The 21702-nt window shown below is 61.2% G+C and carries 22 protein-coding genes; 10 read left to right on the forward strand and 12 right to left on the reverse strand.

Features of this window, described 5'->3' with window-relative positions; translation table 11 throughout:
* Nucleotides 1-33: 33 nt before the first annotated feature.
* Entirely contained in the window at nucleotides 34-2817 is a 2784-nt protein-coding gene (gene polA, locus V3W40_RS15835) for a DNA polymerase I (protein ID WP_330215311.1), read from the reverse strand.
* Between the two features lie 74 nt (nucleotides 2818-2891).
* Between polA and V3W40_RS15840 the strand changes: the two genes are divergently transcribed.
* Both V3W40_RS15840 and V3W40_RS15845 read left to right on the forward strand, forming a co-directional pair.
* A complete protein-coding gene (locus V3W40_RS15840) occupies nucleotides 2892-3182 on the forward strand; it encodes a DUF2782 domain-containing protein (RefSeq protein WP_060756492.1) in 291 nt (96 codons plus the stop codon).
* Nucleotides 3183-3238: 56 nt separating this feature from the next.
* Complete coding sequence (locus V3W40_RS15845) at nucleotides 3239-4192, forward strand: homoserine kinase (protein ID WP_330215312.1); 954 nt, start codon at nucleotides 3239-3241, stop codon at nucleotides 4190-4192.
* Nucleotides 4193-4322: 130 nt separating this feature from the next.
* Here the strand turns inward: V3W40_RS15845 and V3W40_RS15850 are convergent, their stop codons facing one another.
* Nucleotides 4323-5252: a zinc ABC transporter substrate-binding protein gene (locus V3W40_RS15850; protein ID WP_330215313.1), complete on the reverse strand. Its 930-nt coding sequence runs from the start codon at nucleotides 5250-5252 to the stop codon at nucleotides 4323-4325.
* Between the two features lie 58 nt (nucleotides 5253-5310).
* On the opposite strand from V3W40_RS15850, the gene zur reads away from it, so the two are divergent.
* From zur to V3W40_RS15870, 4 genes are read left to right on the forward strand one after another with little or no spacing between them, the layout of a single operon-like run.
* On the forward strand, nucleotides 5311-5793 hold the full coding sequence (gene zur / locus V3W40_RS15855) for a zinc uptake transcriptional repressor Zur (RefSeq protein ID WP_026136513.1): 483 nt from the start codon (nucleotides 5311-5313) through the stop codon (nucleotides 5791-5793).
* Nucleotides 5793-6578 (forward strand): zinc ABC transporter ATP-binding protein ZnuC, encoded by a 786-nt coding sequence (znuC, locus tag V3W40_RS15860; protein ID WP_065926855.1) that lies wholly within the window; start codon nucleotides 5793-5795, stop codon nucleotides 6576-6578. Before zur ends, znuC begins: the two co-directional genes overlap by 1 nt.
* The gene (gene znuB, locus V3W40_RS15865; RefSeq protein ID WP_092488099.1) at nucleotides 6571-7359 is read left to right on the forward strand and encodes a zinc ABC transporter permease subunit ZnuB; all 789 of its coding nucleotides are present in this window, start codon (nucleotides 6571-6573) and stop codon (nucleotides 7357-7359) included. The genes znuC and znuB overlap by 8 nt, the downstream gene beginning before the upstream one ends.
* A 37-nt stretch (nucleotides 7360-7396) precedes the next feature.
* Entirely contained in the window at nucleotides 7397-8116 is a 720-nt protein-coding gene (locus V3W40_RS15870; protein WP_092488100.1) for a PA5502 family lipoprotein, read from the forward strand.
* A gap of 81 nt (nucleotides 8117-8197) precedes the next feature.
* Here the strand turns inward: V3W40_RS15870 and katE are convergent, their stop codons facing one another.
* A complete protein-coding gene (gene katE / locus V3W40_RS15875; protein ID WP_092488101.1) occupies nucleotides 8198-10339 on the reverse strand; it encodes a catalase HPII in 2142 nt (713 codons plus the stop codon).
* Nucleotides 10340-10604: 265 nt separating this feature from the next.
* On the opposite strand from katE, the gene V3W40_RS15880 reads away from it, so the two are divergent.
* Genes V3W40_RS15880 through V3W40_RS15890 form a run of 3 tightly spaced genes read left to right on the forward strand, consistent with a single transcriptional unit; the run spans nucleotide 10605 to nucleotide 13111 of the window.
* Nucleotides 10605-11612, forward strand: a complete 1008-nt coding sequence (locus V3W40_RS15880; protein ID WP_065926852.1) for a methionine ABC transporter ATP-binding protein — start codon at nucleotides 10605-10607, stop codon at nucleotides 11610-11612.
* A complete protein-coding gene (locus V3W40_RS15885) occupies nucleotides 11612-12286 on the forward strand; it encodes a methionine ABC transporter permease (protein WP_065926851.1) in 675 nt (224 codons plus the stop codon). The genes V3W40_RS15880 and V3W40_RS15885 overlap by 1 nt, the downstream gene beginning before the upstream one ends.
* Before the next feature lie 51 nt (nucleotides 12287-12337).
* The gene (locus tag V3W40_RS15890; RefSeq protein ID WP_027608041.1) at nucleotides 12338-13111 is read left to right on the forward strand and encodes a MetQ/NlpA family ABC transporter substrate-binding protein; all 774 of its coding nucleotides are present in this window, start codon (nucleotides 12338-12340) and stop codon (nucleotides 13109-13111) included.
* Nucleotides 13112-13194: 83 nt separating this feature from the next.
* On the opposite strand, the gene V3W40_RS15895 is transcribed toward V3W40_RS15890, so the two are convergent.
* From V3W40_RS15895 to V3W40_RS15915, 5 genes are read right to left on the reverse strand one after another with little or no spacing between them, the layout of a single operon-like run.
* Nucleotides 13195-13830, reverse strand: coding sequence for an SCO family protein (locus V3W40_RS15895; protein WP_167656823.1), 636 nt, complete (start codon nucleotides 13828-13830; stop codon nucleotides 13195-13197).
* Nucleotides 13827-14726: a heme o synthase gene (gene cyoE / locus V3W40_RS15900; protein ID WP_065926848.1), complete on the reverse strand. Its 900-nt coding sequence runs from the start codon at nucleotides 14724-14726 to the stop codon at nucleotides 13827-13829. The genes V3W40_RS15895 and cyoE overlap by 4 nt, the downstream gene beginning before the upstream one ends.
* Nucleotides 14714-15793 (reverse strand): COX15/CtaA family protein, encoded by a 1080-nt coding sequence (locus V3W40_RS15905; protein ID WP_098480656.1) that lies wholly within the window; start codon nucleotides 15791-15793, stop codon nucleotides 14714-14716. Before V3W40_RS15905 ends, cyoE begins: the two co-directional genes overlap by 13 nt.
* A 10-nt stretch (nucleotides 15794-15803) precedes the next feature.
* Nucleotides 15804-16388 carry a hypothetical protein gene (locus tag V3W40_RS15910; protein ID WP_065946462.1) on the reverse strand — a complete coding sequence of 195 codons (585 nt, stop codon included), beginning with the start codon at nucleotides 16386-16388 and terminating at the stop codon, nucleotides 15804-15806.
* Nucleotides 16354-17118 carry an SURF1 family protein gene (locus tag V3W40_RS15915; RefSeq protein WP_065926845.1) on the reverse strand — a complete coding sequence of 255 codons (765 nt, stop codon included), beginning with the start codon at nucleotides 17116-17118 and terminating at the stop codon, nucleotides 16354-16356. Before V3W40_RS15915 ends, V3W40_RS15910 begins: the two co-directional genes overlap by 35 nt.
* A 45-nt stretch (nucleotides 17119-17163) precedes the next feature.
* Between V3W40_RS15915 and V3W40_RS15920 the strand changes: the two genes are divergently transcribed.
* A complete protein-coding gene (locus V3W40_RS15920) occupies nucleotides 17164-17367 on the forward strand; it encodes a twin transmembrane helix small protein (protein ID WP_016978774.1) in 204 nt (67 codons plus the stop codon).
* A 6-nt stretch (nucleotides 17368-17373) separates the two neighbouring features.
* Here the strand turns inward: V3W40_RS15920 and V3W40_RS15925 are convergent, their stop codons facing one another.
* The 4 genes from V3W40_RS15925 to coxB are packed head-to-tail and all read right to left on the reverse strand — an operon-like array spanning nucleotide 17374 to nucleotide 21645.
* Nucleotides 17374-18261, reverse strand: a complete 888-nt coding sequence (locus V3W40_RS15925; RefSeq protein WP_027608047.1) for a cytochrome c oxidase subunit 3 — start codon at nucleotides 18259-18261, stop codon at nucleotides 17374-17376.
* A 35-nt stretch (nucleotides 18262-18296) separates the two neighbouring features.
* On the reverse strand, nucleotides 18297-18848 hold the full coding sequence (locus V3W40_RS15930; protein WP_065926844.1) for a cytochrome c oxidase assembly protein: 552 nt from the start codon (nucleotides 18846-18848) through the stop codon (nucleotides 18297-18299).
* A gap of 21 nt (nucleotides 18849-18869) precedes the next feature.
* Complete coding sequence (ctaD, locus tag V3W40_RS15935; RefSeq protein WP_024072609.1) at nucleotides 18870-20459, reverse strand: cytochrome c oxidase subunit I; 1590 nt, start codon at nucleotides 20457-20459, stop codon at nucleotides 18870-18872.
* Between the two features lie 58 nt (nucleotides 20460-20517).
* Entirely contained in the window at nucleotides 20518-21645 is a 1128-nt protein-coding gene (coxB, locus tag V3W40_RS15940; protein ID WP_065926843.1) for a cytochrome c oxidase subunit II, read from the reverse strand.
* Nucleotides 21646-21702 lie beyond the last annotated feature (57 nt).

Consider the following 21702-nt stretch of genomic DNA (forward strand, 5'->3'; position numbering starts at 1 on the left):
GCCACCACGCTCGGTGGTGGCGATGCCGCGAAATCAGTGCGCTTCGTCCCAGTTGTCGCCTACGCCAACGTCCACCACCAACGGCACATCCAACTGCGCGGCCGCGCTCATGTGCTCGCGAATCTTCTCGCTGACCTCGGCCACCAGATCCTCCCGCACTTCGAGCACCAGTTCATCGTGTACCTGCAGGATCACCTTGGCATCCAGGCCCGACGCGGTCAGCCAGTTATCCACCAGCACCATGGCCTTCTTGATGATATCCGCCGCCGTGCCCTGCATCGGCGCGTTGATCGCCGTGCGTTCTGCGGCCGCGCGCTCCTGGGGCTTGTTGGAGTTGATATCCGGCAAATACAGCCGACGTCCGAAGAAGGTTTCCACGTAGCCTTGATCGGCAGCCTGGGCGCGGGTGCGCTCCATGTACTCGCGAACGCCTGGGTAGCGGGCGAAGTACACATCGATGTAAGCCTTTGCGGTCTTGGTATCAACACCGATGTCCTTGCCGAGCTTCTGAGCCCCCATGCCGTAGATCAGGCCAAAGTTGATCGCCTTGGCACTGCGACGCTGATTGGAGGTGACCTCAGCCAATTCGACCTTGAACACCTCGGCCGCCGTGGCGGTATGCACATCCAGGTCGTTACGGAACGCATTCATCAGCCCCTCGTCCTTGGACAGGTGCGCCATGATCCGCAGTTCGATCTGCGAATAGTCCGCCGCCAGCAGTTTGTAGCCCTTGGGCGCGACAAACGCCTGGCGGATGCGCCGCCCTTCGGCGGTGCGCACCGGGATGTTCTGCAGGTTCGGGTCGCTGGAAGACAGCCGCCCGGTCGCCGCCACCGCCTGATGGTAAGAGGTGTGAACACGCCCGGTCCGCGGGTTGATCTGCTCCGGCAAGCGGTCGGTGTAAGTGCTTTTCAGCTTGCTCATGCTGCGGTACTGCATCAGTACCTTGGGCAGCGGATAGTCATCTTCGGCCAGCTTGGCCAGCACTTCCTCTGCCGTGGATGCCTGGCCCTTGCCCGTTTTTTTCAGCACCGGCAGGCCGAGTTTCTCGTAGAGAATCGCGCCGAGCTGCTTGGGCGAACCCAGGTTGAATGCTTCGCCGGCGATCTCGAACGCCTGGCGCTCCAGTTCGACCATCTTGTTGCCCAGTTCGATGCTCTGGACACCGAGCAGCTGCGCATCCACCAGCGCGCCCTGGCGTTCGATACGCGCAAGCACCGGCACCAGGGGTATTTCGATGTCCGTCAACACACTCGCCAGGCTCGGTATGGCGGTGAGCTGTGCGTGCAGTGCCTGATGCAGGCGCAGCGTCACGTCCGCATCCTCGGCGGCATAAGGGCCAGCCTGTTCGAGCGGGATCTGGTCGAACGTGAGCTGCTTGGCGCCTTTGCCGGCGATATCCTGGAAACTGACGGTGTCGTAGTCCAGGTACTTCTTGGCCAGGCTGTCCATATCATGGCGGGTCGCAGTGGAATTCAACACGTAGGATTCAAGCATGGTGTCGAACGCGATACCGCGCACGCTGATGCCATTCGCCGGGTCGCCGCCGATGGCACAGTTGGCCAGGATATTCATATCGAACTTGGCGTGCTGGCCGACCTTGAGCTTGCTCGGGTCTTGCAATAATGGCTTCAAGGCCAGCAACACAGTGTCGCGATCCAGCTGCTGCGGCGCACCGATGTAGGAATGGGTCAGCGGGATGTAGGCGGCTTCATGGGGCTGCACGGCGAAGGAAACCCCCACCAGTTGCGCCTGCTGAGCGTCGATCCCGGTGGTTTCGGTGTCGAAAGCGAACAACTTCGCGTCGTTGAGCTTCTTCAGCCAGGCATCGAATGTGGCTTGGTCGAGGATCGTGGTGTAGGTCGTTTCTGCGGGTGCCGCGGGCGCGGCCTCAACAATGTCCTCGGCAACAGGCGCGGCCTTGAGCTCCACTCGCTTGGCATCGCGCTGAATCTCATCGAACCAGCTCTTGAACTCCAGCTGGGTGTAAAGCTCCAGCAACTTTTCGCGATCCGGTTCAATCAGGTGCAAATCGTCCAGACCCACGTCCAGCGGCACATCGATCTTGATCGTCGCCAACTGATAGGAGAGGAATGCCATCTCCTTATGCTCTTCCAGCTTCGCCGGCAGCGTCTTGGCACCGCGGATCGGCAGGGTCGGCACAATGTCCAACTGCTCATAAAGCTCTTTGAGGCCGCCGTTCACGCCCACCAGCAAGCCGGAAGCGGTCTTCGGGCCAATGCCCGGAACGCCCGGGATGTTGTCGGACGAATCGCCCATCAACGCCAGATAGTCGATGATCTGCTCCGGAGCGACGCCAAATTTCTCCTTTACGCCTTCGATGTCCATCGAGCTACCGGTCATGGTGTTGACCAGGGTAATGTGTCCGTCGACCAACTGCGCCATGTCCTTATCGCCGGTGGAGATCACCACCGGACGGTCAGCGGCCGCACTGCTGCGGGCCAGGGTACCGATCACGTCATCGGCCTCGACGCCTTCGACGCACAGCAAAGGGAAGCCCAGGGCGATCACGCTCTGGTGCAGGGGCTCGATTTGCACGCGCATGTCATCGGGCATGCTTGGGCGGTTGGCCTTGTATTCGGCGTACATGTCATCGCGAAACGTCCCACCCTTGGCGTCGAACACTACCGCGAACGGGCTGTCCGGGTACTGCTTGCGCAGGCTTTTGAGCATGTTCAACACGCCCTTGACCGCACCGGTCGGCAGGCCTTTGGAAGTGGTCAGCGGTGGCAGCGCGTGGAACGCGCGGTACAGGTAAGACGAACCGTCCACCAGGACGAGGGGGGCTTGGCTCATGAGCAGGATCAACCTTTTCGGCGGGTCAGGCGCTAGAATAGCCGGACCAATGAAAACAAAGGGACAAGGTTATCATGCGTACATTCAATCGCCTGCTGTTGACCGGCCTGATTGCACTCGCTCCGATGGCTGCCATGGCGGCAGACAGCGCGCCTTCGGGTGATCCGGAAGTGACCATTCGCACGGAAGGCGACCGGACTATCCAGGAGTACCGTCAAAACGGTTTCCTGTATGCAATCAAGGTGACCGTAAAAGGCGCGCCTCCGTATTTCCTGGTACGCGCGGATGGAACCGACGCGAACTTCATCCGCTCTGACCAGCCGGATATGCTGATCCCGTCATGGAAGATCTTCGAATGGAAATGATTTCTTAACTTCAATTGGCGCCGCCCACTGCGGCGCCCGTACTGGCAGTTTTAACCATGTCTGTGTTCACCCCCCTGGCTCGGCCCGAGCTGGAAACCTTTCTCGCCCCCTACGGGCTCGGCCGCCTGCTTGACTTCCAGGGGATTGCCGCTGGTAGCGAAAACACCAATTTCTTTATCAGCCTGGAACAGGGCGAGTACGTCCTGACCCTGGTTGAGCGCGGGCCCGTGCAGGAAATGCCGTTCTTCATCGAACTGCTCGACGTGCTCCACGACGCCAACCTGCCGGTGCCCTATGCCCTGCGTACCACCGATGGCGTTGCATTGCGCGAACTGAAAGGCAAACCAGCCCTGCTGCAACCACGCCTGGCCGGCAAGCACATCAAGGACGCCAACTCACAGCATTGCGCCCAGGTCGGCGACCTGCTCGGCCATCTGCACCTGGCGACGCAAGGCGAGAAGGTGCTGGAGCGCAGGACCGATCGCGGCCTGGACTGGATGCTCAGCGAGGGTGCGCAGCTGATTTCGCACCTGGACGATGCACAGCAAAGCCTGCTGCAAGCAGCATTGACTGAAATCGAGACCCATAAGGCCGAGATCCTCGCCCTGCCACGCGCCAACGTGCACGCCGACCTGTTCCGCGACAACGCGATGTTCGAGGGCACGCACCTGACGGGTCTGATCGACTTCTACAATGCTTGCTCGGGCCCGATGCTGTACGACGTGGCGATCACTCTGAATGACTGGTGTTCACACGCCGATGGCGTGATTGATGGCCCGCGCGCCCGAGCGCTGCTGGGTGCCTACGCAGGCCTGCGGCCGTTCACGGCCAAGGAGGCCGAGCTATGGCCGACCATGCTGCGGGTGGCGTGCGTGCGGTTCTGGCTGTCGCGCCTGATCGCCGCTGAGTCCTTTGCCGGGCAGGATGTTCTCATTCACGATCCCGCCGAGTTCGAGCATCGGCTGGCGCAACGCCAAGACGTCACTGTCCACCTGCCGTTCGCCCTTTAACGGTTCAGGCGGGCAAAAAAATGTGGGAGGGGGCTTGCTCCCGATAGCGGTAGATCAGTCAACTTATGCACTGACTGGCACTCTGCTATCGGGAGCAAGCCCCCCTCGCACATTTGATCTGCGCTGCGGCTTATAACGACTCCAGGCACCCTGCCAAGTCATTCCCCAATTTCTCCAGCACCTGCTCATAACCCTGGGCCGTGGCCGAGGTGTAGCCGCCCAGCGCATCCAATTCCGCCAGCTTCACCGGCAAACCTGCCACCAAGGTTTCGGCCAGACGCGGACGCAACGGCGGCTCACTGAACACACAGGTCTTGCCCACTTCCTGCAAACGCGTACGCATCGCCGCCACATGCTGGGCGCCAGGCTGCACTTCGGCGGCAACGCTGAACACGCCGGTGTGCTTGAGCCCGTAGGCGTCTTCAAAGTAATCAAAGGCTTCGTGGAACACGAAGTAAGGTTTGTCACCGATGCTCGCCAGGCGTTTTTTCAGGCGCGCATCCAGTGCATCAAGGCGCTCGTCGAAAGCCTTGGCATTGCTCTGATAACGCGCGGCGTTCACTGGGTCGGCTGCACTGAGGTCAGCGGCCATACGCGCTGCGATCACCCGAGCGTTCACCGTGGACAGCCAAAGGTGCGCATCCAGGCTCCCCGGGCGGTGATCATGGTCATGTTCGTCGGCATCGTCGGCGTGGGAATGGCTATCTTCGGCGAACCGACGAAATTTCAGCCCCGGCAGGTCTTGAACCGCTACGGTCGGTGCGGTACGCCCCTTGAGCACGCGAGGCAGGAAGCCCTCCATGTCCGGCCCGATCCAATACAGCAGATCGACCGACTGCACGCGCCGTACGTCGGATGGGCGCAAGGCGAAGTTATGGGGCGATGCACCCGGCGGCAGCAATACCTCCGGAACCGCCACACCGTCCTGCACGGCAGCGGCAATCAACTGCAATGGCTTGATGCTTGTGAGCACCTTGACCTCGGCCTGAGCGGCACCAGCGAGGAACAAACTGGTGACAAATACGACAAAAACGGGAAAAAGTCGGGACACGATGACCACTCAATGACGTAGGAACGGGTAACATAATAACGTCTCTATCAAATATCTGTCGCCGCTCATGCCTAAAACACCGCTTGCCAGCCGTCCACACGACCACTCTCACTGCGTGCATACCGCGCTGTCGGAGGCCGACACCCTGTGCGCACAGAAAGGCTTGCGCCTGACCGCCCTGCGTCGCCGGGTGCTGGAACTCGTCTGGCAGAGCCACAAGCCCCTGGGTGCCTACGACATCCTGGGTGTGCTCAGCGAGCAGGACGGCCGCCGGGCCGCGCCGCCGACCGTGTACCGCGCGCTGGATTTCCTGCTGGAAAACGGCCTGGTGCACCGCATTGCCTCGCTCAACGCCTTTGTCGGCTGCAACCACCCGGAGCACGCGCATCAGGGCCAGTTCCTGATCTGCCGCGAGTGCCACGCCGCCATCGAGCTTGAACAAAAAAGCATCAGCGACGCCATCATCAAGAGCTCCGCCGACGTAGGCTTCCGGGTCGAAGGGCAGACGGTCGAAGTGGTCGGCCTGTGCTCGGGCTGCCAGGGGGCTTGATGAGCAACGCGTTAATCCGCCTGGAGCAGGTCGGCGTCACGTTTGCCGGGCAGAACGTGCTGGATAACATCGCCTTGAGCGTCGAGCCGGGGCAGATCGTCACCCTGATCGGCCCCAATGGCGCCGGCAAGACCACCCTGGTGCGCGCCGTACTCGGCCTGCTCAAGCCCGACACCGGCAGCGTGTGGCGCAAGCCCAGGCTGCGCGTGGGCTACATGCCGCAAAAGCTGCATGTTGATCCGACCTTGCCCTTGTCTGTACTGCGGTTTTTGCGCCTGGTGCCCGGTGTGGACCGCGCCCGCGCGCAGGCCGCCCTCAAGGAAGTCGGTGCCGAGCAGGTCATCGACAGCCCGGTGCAAAGCATCTCCGGCGGCGAAATGCAGCGCGTGCTGCTGGCCCGTGCCCTGCTGCGCGAGCCCGAGTTGCTGGTGCTGGATGAACCCGTGCAGGGCGTCGACGTCGCCGGCCAGGCCGAGCTGTACAGCCTGATCACCCGCCTGCGCGACCGCCATGGCTGCGGCGTGCTGATGGTCTCCCATGATTTGCACCTGGTGATGAGCACCACCGACCAAGTGGTATGCCTCAACCGCCACGTGTGCTGCTCCGGCCACCCGGAACAAGTCAGCAGCGACCCGGCGTTCGTCGAACTGTTCGGCAAGAACGCCCAGAGCCTGGCGATCTATCACCACCATCACGATCACGCCCATGACCTGCATGGCGCTGTCGTTGACGATCCCGCGACGCCCCACACCCACGTTCATGGAGATAGCTGCAAGCATGGCTGATTTTCTGCTTTACGCCCTGCTGGCAGGCTTGGCTCTGGCGCTGGTGGCGGGCCCGCTGGGCTCGTTCGTGGTCTGGCGGCGCATGGCGTATTTTGGCGACACCTTGTCCCACGCCGCGCTGCTGGGCGTGGCCATGGGCTTCCTGCTGGATGTGAGCCCGACCATCGCCGTGACCGTGGGTTGCCTGCTGCTGGCGGTGCTGCTGGTGACCCTGCAACAGCGCCAGCCACTGGCCTCGGACACCCTGTTGGGCATCCTGGCGCCGAGCACGCTGTCCCTGGGCCTGGTGGTGCTGAGCTTTATGCATGAAGTGCGCATCGACCTGATGGCCTATCTGTTCGGCGACCTGCTGGCGATCAGCCCCACCGATCTTGCCTGGATTCTCGGCGGCAGCGCTGCAGTATTGGTGCTGTTGGTCGCCCTGTGGCGCCCACTGCTGGCCATCACGGTGCATGAAGAACTGGCCAGGGTCGAAGGTTTGCCCGTATCTGCGTTGCGCATGGCCCTGATGCTGCTGATTGCCGTGGTGATCGCTGTCGCGATGAAGATTGTCGGCGTATTGTTGATCACATCGCTGTTGATCATTCCGGCCGCCGCCGCCCAGCGCCACGCCCGCTCGCCGGAGCAGATGGCAATCGGTGCCAGCCTGTTGGGGATGCTGGCAGTGTGCGGGGGCCTGGCGTTGTCATGGTTCAAGGACACACCGGCCGGACCGTCGATCGTAGTCACGGCGGCCGCCCTGTTTCTGCTGAGTTTTGTCCTGCCCCGTCGAGGGGTGTAGACTTGCTCGCTTTTTGCGCAAATAGAGAGTCGCAGGAATGAAGTTGTTCACCTCCCGTTATCTGCTCCTTGCCGCGTTTTCCCTGCTGCTGGGCGCCTGTCAAAGCACACCGCCCGCCGCCCCAGAGGCGCCGGATCCGCGTGCTGCGGCCATCGCGCAGCTGGAGCAAAACCTGGCCAGCAGTGAGCTGGCCACCGCCGAAGACCAACTGGCCGCGCTGCAGGCCCAGTCGCCCAATGACCCGACGCTGGAGCCCTACCAACGTCAATTGGCCGAGGCTTACCTGCAGCGCAGCCAGATCGTGCTGCAAAAAGGCGACGTAAACGCCGCCGCCACCGCCCTGAGCCGTGCCCGTGCACTGATGCCCAAGGCGCCGGCGCTGACCGGTGGCGTCAACAGCGCCATCACCCACGCCCGTAAAGTCGAGCTGGATAAAGCCGAAGAGGCCCTCAAGGCCGCCGAAGCCAAGCCCGCTGCCAAGGTCATCGACCCGGCCGCGCCAAGCACCACCGTGGCGCTGAACCTCACTGATATTGAAGCGCTGCGCCATCAACTGGATGCGATTGCCACCGACGTGGTGAATTACCAGTGCGATGTGACGATCCAGGCACCGCGCACTCAGGACTACCCGTGGCTGGCCACGTTGCTGACCAAACGGGTGAAGCGTATTGATTCGGGGTATGACCTGAAGATACACCGGCAGATTCTGAATCATATTCAGGCGCAGGTTGTGCTGATTCCGCGCAAGGCGGAATAACGCATCGGGGGCAAGCCCCTCTCACATTTGAATTGTGAGAGGGGCTTGCCCCCGATAGCGATCCAACAAGCAACCAATAAATTAAGCCGGAATCGCCTTAGCCTTCGGCTCACGATCCCAAACCCGATGCTGTGCAATCGCGGCAAAAAACGCCTTGAACGCCTTAGCATCCGACCCCACGATCAACCCCGCATCCGTCTCCAGCTTCAGCAGATCCAGCAGTGGTTTCGCGTCACTGGCAACCGCAATCGCCTTCAGGTGTTTGTAGGCTTCCAGAACGTAATGCAGCGCCACACCATCACCGCTCAGTGCTTTCACCGACTCTTTTCCGCCCGGGATAAACACGGCGTCAAACGCAATCGACGGCATGCCTTCCATCGACGCATCCACCGGCAGGCGCTTGCCATCCGCCGTCTTCACCGGCGCCGAGGTCGGCCCCAGCAACTTGGCATGGGCACCTTCTGTCTCCAGGGCTTTTTTCAGCGCATCGATTGCCGCGCCATCCACACCGTCAGCCGCGAGAATCGCGACTTTGCGCGTCTTGATATCGCCAGACAGCAGGTTCACCTGGCTCAATGCCGGCGACTCTTTCAGCGAAGACTCACGCGGCGCTACCGTGCCTTTGGTCGGTGCCGGCAGACCAAGGTTCTGCGCCACGCGCTTGGCCAGTTCCAGATCGATATTGGCCAGAATCTCGTTGACCTGACGCGCGCGGATAAACTCGCGCTCCACCTTGCCCAACTCGAAGCTGTAGGCCGCGATGATGTGCTCTTTCTCGTGGTGGCTCATGCTGTGGAAAAACAGCGCAGCCTGGGAGAAGTGGTCGCCAAACGACTCACTGCGCTCACGTACCTTGTTGGCATCGACACGCTCGTAATAAGTTTCGAAACCGCCATCCTGGGCAGCCGGCGGCGTTTCTTTCGGCCAACCACCATCGATCGAATTCGGCTCGTACGCGGCTCGGCCCTTGTCGATCACGGTGCGGTGCTGGGCGTCGCGCTGGCCGTTGTGGAAAGGTACTACCGGCCGGTTGATCGGCAGCTCATGGAAGTTCGGCCCACCGAGGCGGCTGATCTGCGTATCCGTGTAGGAAAACAGACGACCTTGCAGCAACGGGTCGTTGGTGAAGTCGATACCCGGCACGATGTGGCCCGGGCAAAACGCGACCTGCTCGACTTCGGCAAAGAAGTTATCCGGGTTACGGTTCAGCACCATCTTGCCCAGCGGCGTGATCGGCACCAGTTCCTCGGGGATGATCTTGGTCGGATCGAGCAGGTCAAAGTCGAACTTATGCTCGTCTTCTTCCGCAACGATCTGCACACCCAGCTCCCACTCAGGGTAGTCGCCGCTTTCAATCGCTTCCCACAGGTCACGGCGGTGGTAATCGGTATCTTTACCGGCAAGCTTTTGCGCTTCGTCCCACACCAGGGAACAGGTGCCGACCTTCGGGTGCCAGTGGAACTTCACAAAGCTGGACTTACCTTCGGTATTGATCAAGCGGAAGGTGTGAATGCCAAACCCCTGCATGGCACGCAGGCTTTTTGGAATGGCGCGGTCAGACATCGCCCAGATCACCATGTGCGCCGACTCCGGCTGCAACGAAACAAAATCCCAGAACGTATCGTGGGCCGAGCCGCCGGTAGGAATTTCGTTGTGTGGCTCAGGTTTTACCGCATGCACGAAGTCGGGAAACTTGATCGCATCCTGAATGAAAAACACCGGCATGTTGTTGCCGACCAGGTCGAAGTTGCCCTCGTCGGTGAAGAACTTCACCGCGAAACCGCGCACGTCACGCACCGTATCGCCCGAGCCACGCGGGCCCTGCACGGTGGAGAAACGCACGAACACCGGGGTTTTATGCTCGGGGTTACGCAGGAAACCTGCCTTGCTCAGCGCGGAATGGTTTTCATAGGTCTGGAAATAGCCATGGGCGCCGGTGCCCCGGGCATGCACGATGCGCTCGGGGATACGCTCATGGTCAAAGTGCGTGATTTTTTCACGCATGATGAAGTCTTCCAGCAGCGAGGGGCCGCGGGCACCGACTTTCAATGTGTTCTGGTTGTCGGAGATCTTCACGCCTTGGTTGGTACGCAGGGCCTGGCCGGTCGCATCGGAACGGAATTCCTCCAGGGCTTGCAGCTTGGCGTTGGTGTTGCCACGGTCCAGGGTGTCGGTGCCTGCAAGTTCACTCTTCGACGGGGTGGCTGGCTTCTTGGTACTCATCAGTCAAAACTCCTTATTCAAAGTGGCCAGAGCGGTCCCCGGCTCGTTTGAGCAAAACCCCAGGCACGGCACCTGGGAAATCGAGTTGCTTAAGTAGTGACTGACACGGTTTTCTGCCGTTCCTTTTTTATGACCTTTGATCGCGTTATTGCCAAATCACTGGTTGAATGCGAAATAAATGCTAAGAAACGCTATACGGACAGGCTAAAATGCGCGCCCGGCTAACCGCTGATCCCTTTTCAATGCGCCCCACAAGGTTCGCTACGTGATCGAGTTTCAAAACGTCCATAAAACCTACCGCGTCGCCGGTAAGGATATTCCCGCGCTGTACCCCACCAGCCTGCGCGTCGAAAACGGCCAGGTGTTTGGCCTGATCGGCCACTCGGGTGCAGGTAAAAGCACGCTGCTGCGCCTGATCAACCGCCTGGAAGAGCCCAGCGGCGGCCAGATCACGGTGGACGGCGAAGAAGTCACCGCCCTGGACGCCAACGGCCTGCGCCGTTTCCGCCAGCAGGTCGGGATGATCTTCCAGCACTTCAACCTGCTGGCGTCCAAGACCGTTGCCGACAATGTGGCCTTGCCACTGACCCTGGCCGGCGAATTGTCGCGCAAGGACATCGACCAACGTGTCGCCGAGCTACTTGCCCGCGTCGGCCTGTCGGACCACGCCAAGAAGTACCCGGCGCAGTTGTCCGGTGGCCAGAAGCAGCGCGTCGGCATCGCCCGCGCCCTGGCGACCAAGCCGAAAATCCTGCTATGCGACGAGGCCACCAGCGCCCTCGACCCGCAGACCACCGCCTCGGTCCTGCAATTGCTGGCCGAGATCAATCGCGAGTTGAAACTGACCATCGTGCTGATCACCCATGAAATGGATGTGATCCGCCGCGTGTGTGACCAGGTAGCCGTGATGGACGCCGGCGTGATCGTCGAGCAAGGCTCGGTGGCCGACGTGTTCCTGCACCCCAAGCACCCGACCACCAAGCGCTTCGTGCAGGAAGCCGAGCAGGTCGATGAAGGCGAGCAGCGTGATGACTTCGCCCATGTACCGGGTCGCATCGTACGGCTGACGTTCCAGGGTGAAGCGACCTACGCGCCATTGCTGGGTACCGTCGCCCGCGAAACGGGGGTGGACTACAGCATCCTCGCCGGCCGCATCGACCGCATCAAAGACATCCCCTACGGGCAACTGACCCTTGCGGTCACCGGCGGTGACATGGAAGCGGCCTTTGCCCGCTTTACCGCCGCAGACGTCCACATGGAGGTGCTGCGCTGATGGACGTTTTCTTGAGTTTCTTCGCCAATATCGACTGGTCCGAAATCTGGCTCGCCACCGGCGACACCATGATCATGCTGTTCGGTTCGCTGTTCTTCACCGTGGTATTGGGCCTGCCTTTGGGCGTGCTGTTGTTCCTCACCAGCCCACGCCAGCTGTTCGAGCAAAAAGGCCTGTACGCACTGCTGTCGCTGGTCGTGAACATCCTGCGCTCGCTGCCGTTCATCATCCTGCTGATCGTGATGATCCCGTTCACTGTGCTGATCACCGGTACCTCCCTGGGCGTAGCGGGCGCGATCCCGCCGCTGGTCGTAGGGGCCACGCCATTCTTCGCGCGCCTGGTGGAAACCGCCTTGCGTGAAGTGGACCGCGGCATCATCGAGGCCACCCAGTCCATGGGGGCCAGCACCCGCCAGATCATCATCAACGCGCTGCTGCCCGAAGCACGCCCCGGCATCTTCGCGGCGATAACGGTGACGGCGATTACCCTGGTGTCCTACACGGCCATGGCCGGTGTCGTCGGTGCCGGCGGCCTGGGTGACCTGGCGATCCGTTTCGGTTACCAGCGCTTCCAGACCGATGTGATGGTGGTCACCGTGGTAATGCTGTTGATCCTGGTGCAAATTCTGCAAACCGTCGGCGACAAGCTGGTGGTGCACTTTTCTCGAAAATAACGGCCATTGCCGGTCAAAAGCCGGCACATGCCCGAACAAGGAGCTTGTTGGATGAAAAAACTACTGGTTGCTTTCGCCGCCGTTGCCGCGTTTTCCGCCCACGCCGCCGAGACCCTGAAAGTCGCTGCCTCGCCGGTGCCCCACGCGGAAATCCTGGAATTCGTGAAGCCTGCCCTCGCCAAAGAAGGCGTGGACCTGCAAGTCAAAGTCTTCACCGATTACGTACAGCCCAACGTCCAGGTAGCGGAAAAACGCCTGGACGCGAACTTCTTCCAGCACCAGCCATACCTGGATGAATTCAACAAAGCCAAAGGCACTCACCTGGTGAGCGTCGGCGCTGTGCACCTGGAGCCTCTGGGCGCTTACTCCAGCAAGTACAAAAAACTGGAAGACCTGCCTGACGGCGCCAACGTGGTGATCCCGAACGACGCCACCAACGGAGGCCGTGCGCTGTTGCTGCTGGCCAAGCACAACCTGATCACCCTGAAGGACCCGACCAACATCCTGTCGACCATCAAGGACATCACTGCAAACCCGAAAAACCTGAAATTCCGCGAACTCGAAGCCGCCACCCTGCCGCGCGTGCTGACCCAGGTCGACCTGGCGCTGATCAACACCAACTATGCGCTGGAAGCCAAGCTGGACCCGTCCAAGGACGCCCTGGTGATCGAAGGCAATGACTCGCCTTACGTGAACATCCTCGTGAGCCGCGAAGACAACCAGGATTCGGACGCGATGAAGAAGCTGATTGCAGCCCTGCACACCCCTGAGGTGAAGCAATTCATCCAAGAGAAGTACAAAGGCGCGATCCTGCCGGCGTTCTGATCCGACCCGGTCTCCAACACGCTGGAGATCAAAAAATGTGGGAGGGGGCAAGCCCCCCTCCCACATGTGTTGTGCATTGTCTGTTACTTGCGCTGCAATAGCCCCGGCAGTTGCGCCACCAGCTTCTGGTTGTTCAACGGCGCACGGATAAAGCCGCGCTGGGTACCATCCGGGCCGATCAGCGCGAGGTTGCCGCTGTGGTCGACGGTGTAGTTGGGCTTGCTGGTGTCTGCCGGGATGAACGGGATGCTCACGGCATTCGAAACCTTCTGCACATCCTCCACGTTCGCGCCGGTGAGGCCTTCGAATTGCGGGTCGAAGTAGCCCAGGTACTGCTTGAGCTGGGTCGGGGTGTCGCGGTTCGGGTCGACGCTGACCAGGATTACCTGCAACTTATCCACAGCCTCCTTAGGCAACTCGCTCTTGATCTGGCGCAGTTGAGCGAGGGTGGTCGGGCAGATGTCGGGGCAGAAGGTGTAGCCGAAGAACAGCAGGCTCCACTTGCCTTTCAACTCGTTGACCAGCACCGGCTGGCCGTCCTGGTTGGTCATGGTCACCGGCGGCAGCTGGCGGCTTTGCGGCAGCAGGATGATGCCGGCATCAATCAATGCCGTAGGGTCGCCCTGGCCCTTGCCCGAGAGCACTTTGTTAACGGTCAGGCCCATGATCAACGCGACGATGGCCACCAGGATAAAGACGGTTTTTTGAGTTCGAGTCATAGGTTCAACAGTAAGTAGTGGTCTACGAGCAGGGCGATAAACAGCAGGAACAGGTACCAGATAGAGTACTTGAAGGTGTTGATCGCCGCGTGCGGCTGAGCGCCACGGTACAGCACCCAGGCCCATTGCAGAAAGCGTCCGCCCAAAACCAGCGCACAGGCCAGGTAGAGCGGGCCGCTCATGTGGATCACATAGGGCATCAGGCTCACCGCCAACAGGGCGAAGGTATAGAGCAGGATATGCACCTTGGTGTAGTGCTCGCCGTGAGTGACCGGCAGCATCGGGATATCGGCCTTGGCGTATTCCTCCTTGCGGTGAATGGCCAGGGCCCAGAAGTGCGGCGGCGTCCAGGCGAAGATGATCAGCACCAGCAACAAGGGCTCGGCGCTGACATGGCCGGTAACGGCGACCCAGCCCAACAGCGGTGGCGCGGCACCGGCAAGGCCTCCGATGACAATATTTTGTGGCGTCGCACGCTTGAGAAAACCGGTGTAGACCACCGCATAACCGAGCAGCGAAGCCAGCGTCAGCCATGCCGCCAGGGGGTTGGTAAACGCCAGCAACAAGGCCAACCCTGCAACGGCTAGAAACAAAGCAAAGGCCAGCGCCGCCACCGGCGACACACGCCCCTCCGCCAACGGCCGCTTATGGGTGCGAGCCATCACTGCATCAATCCGCCGGTCCACCACATGGTTCACCGCCGCCGCGCCACCGGCACACAGGGCTATCCCCAGGTTGCCGAAAACCAGCACCGCCCACGGCACGCCGGCGCGGGTCGCGAGGAACATGCCGACCAGGGAGGTGATGAGCATCAGCACCACCACTTTCGGCTTGGTCAGCTCCAGGTAATCGCGCCAGATCGCCTGGCTGTGGCGCGCGCCGATCAAGGTCGCCATGGCATCTCTCCTTTAAGGGTGATGAGGCCCGATACGTGTTTGCGCGGGCTGAAGCGCCAGCCGAAGGGCAACTGGTGACGCACCCGGACCAGACTGGTGCGGGCGTGGTAATTGACCAGCACCAGGGTCAATAACAACGCTGCACCGCCGGCGTTATGTCCGACCGCAACCGGCAGCGGCAGGTGGAAATACACGTTGCTCAGGCCCAGGCTGATTTGTGCCGCCAGGGCAATCAACAGCAGGCCCGCGAGCCGCGTCATACCCACCGCACGCAGCTGCCAGGCCAGCCCCGCAAGCACCAGGGTGACCAGCACTGCACCGATGCGGTGGGTCAGGTGGATAGCGGTGCGCGCGTCGCTGTCGAGCTGGCCGCCCAGGTAATTGGGGCCGATGTGCTGGGTCAGGTGAAAGCCGTTGGCAAAGTCCGCCGCAGGCCACCACTGGCCATGGCAGGTGGGCAAATCGATGCAGGCCACCGCTGCATAGTTGGAACTGACCCAGCCGCCCAAGGCGATCTGGCCGATCACCAGCACCAGACCCGCCGTGGCCCAATATTGCAGGCGCCTGGGCACGATCAACGCGGGCAACACCCCAGACAAGCGCAGGGTCAGCAGGAACAACAGGCTCAAGGTCGCAAAGCCGCCCAACAAGTGCCCCGTCACCACCTGGGGCCACAGCTTCAAGGTCACCGTCCACATGCCAAACGCCGCCTGGGCGAACACCACCATCAACAGAAACAACGGCAGTTTCACTGGCTGGCCCGGATCACGCCGATGGCTCCACGAACGCGCCGCCAACAGCACAATCAACAGGCCCAGGGTGCCGGCGAAGTAGCGATGGGTCATCTCCGCCCAGCCCTTGTCAGCCTCCACGGGCGTATCGGGAAAATGCAATTCGGCATGGGCCAGCTGGGCCTCGCTTTGCGGCACGCTGATAAAGCCGTAGCAGCCCGGCCAGTCCGGGCAACCGAGGCCGGCGTGGGTCAGGCGGGTGTAGGCGCCAAGCAGCACGACGATCAACGCCAGCAAAGTGGCAAACAACGCGAGGCGAAATCCAGGTTTGGCCATGACGATGCCCTTATCCGATGTTCGACAGTTTCAACAGGTGGCGCAGGTCATTGAGCAAGTCCTTGCCCTTGACCTTGGCGTCGTAGCGCAGCACCAGGTTGCCGTGGGGGTCGACGATCCACAGTTGCGCAGCGCCCGGCGCGGCGGCGTTTTTGGTGAAGGTCGAGAGATCCAGTGAGTAGCGCTGCAATTGCGGGTATTCGGCCTTGAGCTTGGTGTCATAGTCGGCAGCGACCGGTTGCGCACTGGCCAAGGCATGGCTGGCGCGTGAAGCGTCGCGCCCCAGGCCGATCTGCAACTGGCGCGCGAGGTACACCAGTTGCTGGCAATCGGCGGCGCAGGCGCCAGGCGCGGTGACCAGCAACTGCCAGCGCTGTTCATCGGCCTGCACGCCAATATCGGCGCGGGTCTGACCGTTACCGATCATTTCTCCGTGGTAGCTGCGACTGTCCGGCACCCAGAACTGCAGTTTGTACATGAAGGTGGCCAGCACCATCGGACCGATCACCATCAGCAGGATCAGCATCAGCTGCCAGCGGCCTTTGCGCCGATCAGGTACCTCAGACATGTTGAGTGGATTCGTGGCCGTTCCCATGGGGCTTCTCCTTTGTGGTGTGCCATCCGAGGTAGAGGTAAAGAGCCAGTAGCGCCAGGGACATGGCGAACCACTGCACCGCGTAGGCCAAGTGTTTTTCCGGCCCCATCGCAACGATGGGCCAGGTGGTTTCGTACGTGCCGGGGCCGGCTTCGGTGCGCAGCTCATAGGCAAAACCGTTGCGGCCCAGCTCAGCCCACAGCGCGGCGGGGTGCAACGCGGTCAACAGGCGCGGCCATTGCGCGGTCGTGGGGTCCGCATGCAGCTGGAAGGTTTCGCCGGGCGCGACATACACCCAGGCGTCGAGATTTAAAGGCTGATCCGGGGTGGTGAAGACGGGCGGGGTGCGCCGATCCGGCCACGGCAACCAGCCCCGATTGAGCAATAACCACAGGCCGCTGGCCTGGTCATGAAAGGGTTGCAGCAACTCGACACCTGCCTTGCCGTCGCGCATGCGGTTATCCAGCAATACGCTGTGCTCGGCATCGAATTGCCCGCGCAGATGCACGCGGCGAAAGGCCGGGTCCGCCATATCCCCGAGTTGCACACTGCTGATCGGCTCAGCGGCGCGGCGTTCGGCATAGCTGTCCACCAGCAACTGCTTCTCATGGCCGCGCGACAGCTGCCAGACGCCCAAGCCCACCATCAAAGGCAGCAGAATCATCACCACCACGGTCGGTGCGATACCTGGACGAAAGCGTTTCATGGCGCTGGCTATACTTGTTTTCATTGCCCGCCCATCCCCTTAATGCCCACCAACGCCAGGAACCAGACCATGCTCAAAGCAGCCATTGCCCTGATGCTGATCGCGACCGTCGTGAGCCTGTTCAGTGGCCTGTTCTTCCTGGTCAAGGACGAGGGCAACTCCAACCGCCTCGTGACGGCCTTGACCGTGCGTGTGGTACTGGCCGTGATCACCGTGGCATTGATCGCCTGGGGATTTTTCAGCGGCCAGCTGGTATCTCATGCGCCCTGGTAAGTCGCCTCAGAGCACATAGACGAAGAAAAACAGCCCGATCCACACCACATCCACGAAGTGCCAATACCAACTGGCCGCCTCGAAACCGAACTGATGCTCGGCATTGAAATGCCCGCGCAGGATGCGCATCAGCATCACAAACAAAATGATGGTGCCGATGGTCACGTGAGCACCGTGGAAGCCCGTGAGCATAAAGAACGTCGCGCCGTACACCCCCGAACCCAAGGTCAGGCCCAGTTCTTTATAGGCATGGATGTATTCCTCGGCCTGGAACCCGAGGAATGCCAGGCCCAGCAAGACGGTGATCGCCAGCCAGATTTTCAGCGCGCCGCGATGCCCCTTGCGCAAGGCGTGGTGGGCAATGGTGATGGTCACGCTGGAACTCACCAGCAGGATGGTGTTCACCAACGGCAAGCCCCACGGGCTGATGGTGCCCTCCGGCGCGGGATAGAGCTTCGGGTCCGGGTTGTTGAGCAACGGCCAGGCAAACTCGAAGTTCGGCCACAGCATGTGCGCAATGCCTTTGGGGCCTTCGCCGGCCAATGCGGGACCGGACAAATGGCGCACGTAGAACAGCGCACCGAAAAACGCGATGAAGAACATCACCTCGGAAAAAATGAACCAGGTCATGCCCCAGCGAAACGAGCGGTCCATCTGGGCGCTGTACAAACCGGCGCGGCTTTCCTTGATCACTGCACCGAACCAGCCAAACAGCATGTAGGCCAGCAACAGCCCTCCGACGAAAAAGATCCACGGCCCGTGGGATTCAGGGCGTGCCGCCTTCAGGTCGTTGAACCACACGGCCAGGCCATACACGGTGACCAGCATGCCAATCGTGGCAATTATCGGCCATTTGCTTTGCGCTGGTACGTAGTACGTATCATGAGTCGACATGTATTCGCTCTCCTGATTGAGCGGGCAAACAGTAGCTAGCCGCCGGTACGGACAGCCACGGGCGGTTGGCGCGCAGTGATATCAAACAGCGTGTACGCCAGGGTCAAATGCTTCACATCCTTGGGCATGTCACGGTCGACAATAAAACGCACTGGCATCTCGATGCGTTGGCCTGGCTGCAGCACTTGCTGGGTGAAGCAAAAGCATTCGGTCTTGTGGAAATACATCGCCGCTTCGGCGGGGGAAATGCTCGGCACCGCCTGGGCGGTCATCGGCTTGTCAGTGGGGTTGTAGGCCACGAACAGCATCTCGGTGACGGCACCGGGGTTGACCACCACCTCGTCAGCCTTGGAATGAAACTCCCAGACCATGTCGATGGCATTGGTGGACAGGAACTGCACCCGTACCTGGCGCGTGAGGTCGACGACCTGCTCGCCTTCGTACTGCCCGGCCGTCTTGCCGTTGATGCCGAACGCCTTGCACATCACGTCGTAGATCGGCACCAGGGCAAAGCCGAAGGCGAACATCGCTACCACCAGGATCAGCAGGCGGGTAACCAGGCGCTTGAGGGGCACGGAGTCAGCCATGACCACCTCCGCTTACCCTGTTCATTTGACCTCCGGTGGCGTGGTGAAGGTGTGGTACGGCGCGGGCGAGGGCACGCTCCACTCCAGGCCTTCGGCGCCATCCCACGGCTTGGCCGGCGCGGGCGGGCCGCCACGGATGCACTTGATCACGATAAACAGGAAGAAGATCTGCGTGGCGCCAAACATGAACGCGCCAATCGACGAGACCATATTGAAGTCGGCGAACTGCAGGTTGTAGTCCGGCACCCGACGCGGCATACCGGCCAGTCCCACGAAGTGCATCGGGAAGAACGCCATGTTCATGCCCACGAAAGACAACCAGAAATGCAGCTTGCCCAGGGTTTCGTCGTACATGTGGCCGGTCCATTTCGGCAGCCAGTAGTAGGCCGAGGCGAAGATGCCGAAGATCGCACCAGGCACCAGTACGTAATGGAAGTGCGCCACCACGAAGTAGGTGTCGTGATACTGGAAGTCCGCCGGGGCAATCGCCAGCATCAATCCGGAGAAGCCGCCGATGGTGAACAGGATCACGAAGGCCACGGCAAACAGCATCGGCGTCTCGAAGGTCAGGGAGCCTTGCCACATGGTGCTGACCCAGTTGAACACCTTCACGCCTGTGGGCACCGCAATCAGCAACGTGGCGTACATGAAGAACAACTCGCCGACCAACGGAATGCCCACCACGAACATATGGTGCGCCCACACGATAAACGAGAGGAACGCGATGCTCGCCGTGGCGTAGACCATCGACGTATAGCCGAACAACGGCTTGCGCGAGAAGGTCGGGATAATCGAACTGACGGCGCCAAACGCCGGCAGGATCATGATGTACACCTCGGGGTGGCCGAAGAACCAGAACACATGCTGGAACAGCACCGGATCACCGCCACCGGCCGCGCTGAAGAAGCTGGTGCCGAAGTGGATGTCCATCAACATCATGGTCACGCAGCCGGCCAGCACCGGCATCACCGCGATCAGCAGGAATGCAGTGATCAGCCAGGTCCAGACGAACAGCGGCATTTTCATCAAGGTCATGCCGGGCGCACGCAGGTTGAGGATGGTGGCAACCACGTTGATCGCACCCATGATCGAGCTGATGCCCATCAAGTGGATGGCGAAGATGAAGAACGTCACGCTTTCCGGTGCGTAGGTGGTGGAGAGCGGGGCGTAGAACGTCCAGCCGAAATTCGGCCCGCCACCGGGCGTGAACAGGGTCGAGACCAGCAGCAGGAACGCCGCCGGCAGCAGCCAGAAGCTGAAGTTGTTCATGCGCGGCAAGGCCATGTCCGGCGCGCCGATCATCAGCGGAATCATCCAGTTGGCCAGGCCGACAAACGCCGGCATTACCGCCCCGAACACCATGATCAGGCCGTGCATGGTGGTCATCTGGTTGAAAAACGCCGGCTCGACGATCTGCAGGCCAGGCTGGAACAGCTCGGCACGGATCACCATGGCGAACGAGCCGCCGAGCAGGAACATGGTGAACGCGAACCACAGGTACATCGTGCCGATGTCCTTATGGTTGGTGGTCAGCACCCAGCGCATCAAGCCTTTGGCGGGGCCGTGGGCATGGTCACCGGCGTGGCCATGGTCATCGATCACAGCGCTCATGGCCGTTCTCCTGCAAGCGAGTGGGCGGGGCGGTTCGGGGCATACGCAATGAATGAAGTCATTTGCTTTCCGCCTGCTTGATGGCCAGCACGTCTTTAGGCGTGACCATGTCGCCTTTGTTGTTACCCCAGGCGTTGCGCTCGTAGGTCACCACGGCGGCGATATCCACTTCCGAGAGCTGCTTGCCGAATGCGGCCATCGCCGTACCGGGCTTGCCGTGGTAGACGAGGCTCAGGTGACCTTCCTTGGGCCCGGTGGCGATTTTCGAACCCTTGAGGGCCGGGAACATCGGTGGCAAGCCCTGGCCTTCGGCCTGGTGACAGGCCACGCAGGTGGTGTGATAGACCTTGTCACCACGGGCCACCAGCTCTTCAAGTGTCCACTCCTTGGAGGTCAGTTCCTTGAGCTTGGCGGCCTCTGCCTTACGCTCGCCGAGCCAGGTGTCGTAGTCGGCCTTGGACTTGACCTCGACCACGATGGGCATGAAACCGTGGTCCTTGCCGCACAGTTCGGCGCACTGGCCACGGTAGATGCCGGGCTTCTCGACGCGGGTCCAGGCCTCGTTGACGAACCCCGGGATGGCGTCACGCTTGACCGCAAAGGCCGGCACCCACCAGGAGTGGATCACGTCGGCGGCGGTCACCAGGAAGCGCACCTTGGCGCCCACCGGCAGCACCAGCGGCTGGTCGACTTCCAGCAGGTAATGTTCGCCCTTGGTGGCCTGGTTATGGATCTGCTCGGCGGGCGTGGCCAGGTTGCTGAAGAACTCCACGTCCTGGCCCAGGTATTTGTAATGCCACTTCCACTGATAGCCGGTGACCTGGATATCGATATCCGACTCGGTGCTGTCGTAGATATTGATCAGGGTCTTGGTCGCCGGAATGGCCATCGCGACCAGGATCAGCAAGGGCACCACGGTCCAGAGGATTTCCACGGTGGTGCTTTCGTGGAATTTGGCCGCAACCTGGCCCGTAGAGCGGCGATGAAGGATCATCGACCAGAACATCGCGCCAAAAACGACAATGCCGATCACTACACAGATCCAGAAAATGGTCATGTGCAGGTCGAACACAGCGTGACTGACTTCAGTTGCCCCTGGCGCCATATTCGTTGTCCAGGCGGCGTGCGCCTGGCCGAATACCGACCACAACAGGAGGCCCATCCAAACATGTGGATGTCGCGTCATTGCGGGTTCCCCTTATCGTTCTTGTTATCCCGCCGGTTTGCACCTGCGTCGAAGGGA

Source organism: Pseudomonas sp. AM8 (genome assembly GCF_036346475.1).
Taxonomy (GTDB): domain Bacteria; phylum Pseudomonadota; class Gammaproteobacteria; order Pseudomonadales; family Pseudomonadaceae; genus Aquipseudomonas; species Aquipseudomonas marginalis.

Bases quoted from the DNA above. Each gene is read 5' to 3' on its own strand.
- polA (WP_330215311.1), bottom strand. From the start codon at position 2,817: ATGAGCCAAGCCCCCCTCGTCCTGGTGGACGGTTCGTCTTACCTGTAC.
- V3W40_RS15840 (WP_060756492.1), top strand. From the start codon at position 2,892: ATGCGTACATTCAATCGCCTGCTGTTGACCGGCCTGATTGCACTCGCT.
- V3W40_RS15845 (WP_330215312.1), top strand. From the start codon at position 3,239: ATGTCTGTGTTCACCCCCCTGGCTCGGCCCGAGCTGGAAACCTTTCTC.
- zur (WP_026136513.1), top strand. From the start codon at position 5,311: ATGCCTAAAACACCGCTTGCCAGCCGTCCACACGACCACTCTCACTGC.
- znuC (WP_065926855.1), top strand. From the start codon at position 5,793: ATGAGCAACGCGTTAATCCGCCTGGAGCAGGTCGGCGTCACGTTTGCC.
- znuB (WP_092488099.1), top strand. From the start codon at position 6,571: ATGGCTGATTTTCTGCTTTACGCCCTGCTGGCAGGCTTGGCTCTGGCG.
- V3W40_RS15870 (WP_092488100.1), top strand. From the start codon at position 7,397: ATGAAGTTGTTCACCTCCCGTTATCTGCTCCTTGCCGCGTTTTCCCTG.
- katE (WP_092488101.1), bottom strand. From the start codon at position 10,339: ATGAGTACCAAGAAGCCAGCCACCCCGTCGAAGAGTGAACTTGCAGGC.
- V3W40_RS15885 (WP_065926851.1), top strand. From the start codon at position 11,612: ATGGACGTTTTCTTGAGTTTCTTCGCCAATATCGACTGGTCCGAAATC.
- V3W40_RS15890 (WP_027608041.1), top strand. From the start codon at position 12,338: ATGAAAAAACTACTGGTTGCTTTCGCCGCCGTTGCCGCGTTTTCCGCC.
- V3W40_RS15895 (WP_167656823.1), bottom strand. From the start codon at position 13,830: ATGACTCGAACTCAAAAAACCGTCTTTATCCTGGTGGCCATCGTCGCG.
- cyoE (WP_065926848.1), bottom strand. From the start codon at position 14,726: ATGGCGACCTTGATCGGCGCGCGCCACAGCCAGGCGATCTGGCGCGAT.
- V3W40_RS15905 (WP_098480656.1), bottom strand. From the start codon at position 15,793: ATGGCCAAACCTGGATTTCGCCTCGCGTTGTTTGCCACTTTGCTGGCG.
- V3W40_RS15910 (WP_065946462.1), bottom strand. From the start codon at position 16,388: ATGGGAACGGCCACGAATCCACTCAACATGTCTGAGGTACCTGATCGG.
- V3W40_RS15915 (WP_065926845.1), bottom strand. From the start codon at position 17,118: ATGAAAACAAGTATAGCCAGCGCCATGAAACGCTTTCGTCCAGGTATC.
- V3W40_RS15920 (WP_016978774.1), top strand. From the start codon at position 17,164: ATGCTCAAAGCAGCCATTGCCCTGATGCTGATCGCGACCGTCGTGAGC.
- V3W40_RS15925 (WP_027608047.1), bottom strand. From the start codon at position 18,261: ATGTCGACTCATGATACGTACTACGTACCAGCGCAAAGCAAATGGCCG.
- V3W40_RS15930 (WP_065926844.1), bottom strand. From the start codon at position 18,848: ATGGCTGACTCCGTGCCCCTCAAGCGCCTGGTTACCCGCCTGCTGATC.
- ctaD (WP_024072609.1), bottom strand. From the start codon at position 20,459: ATGAGCGCTGTGATCGATGACCATGGCCACGCCGGTGACCATGCCCAC.
- coxB (WP_065926843.1), bottom strand. From the start codon at position 21,645: ATGACGCGACATCCACATGTTTGGATGGGCCTCCTGTTGTGGTCGGTA.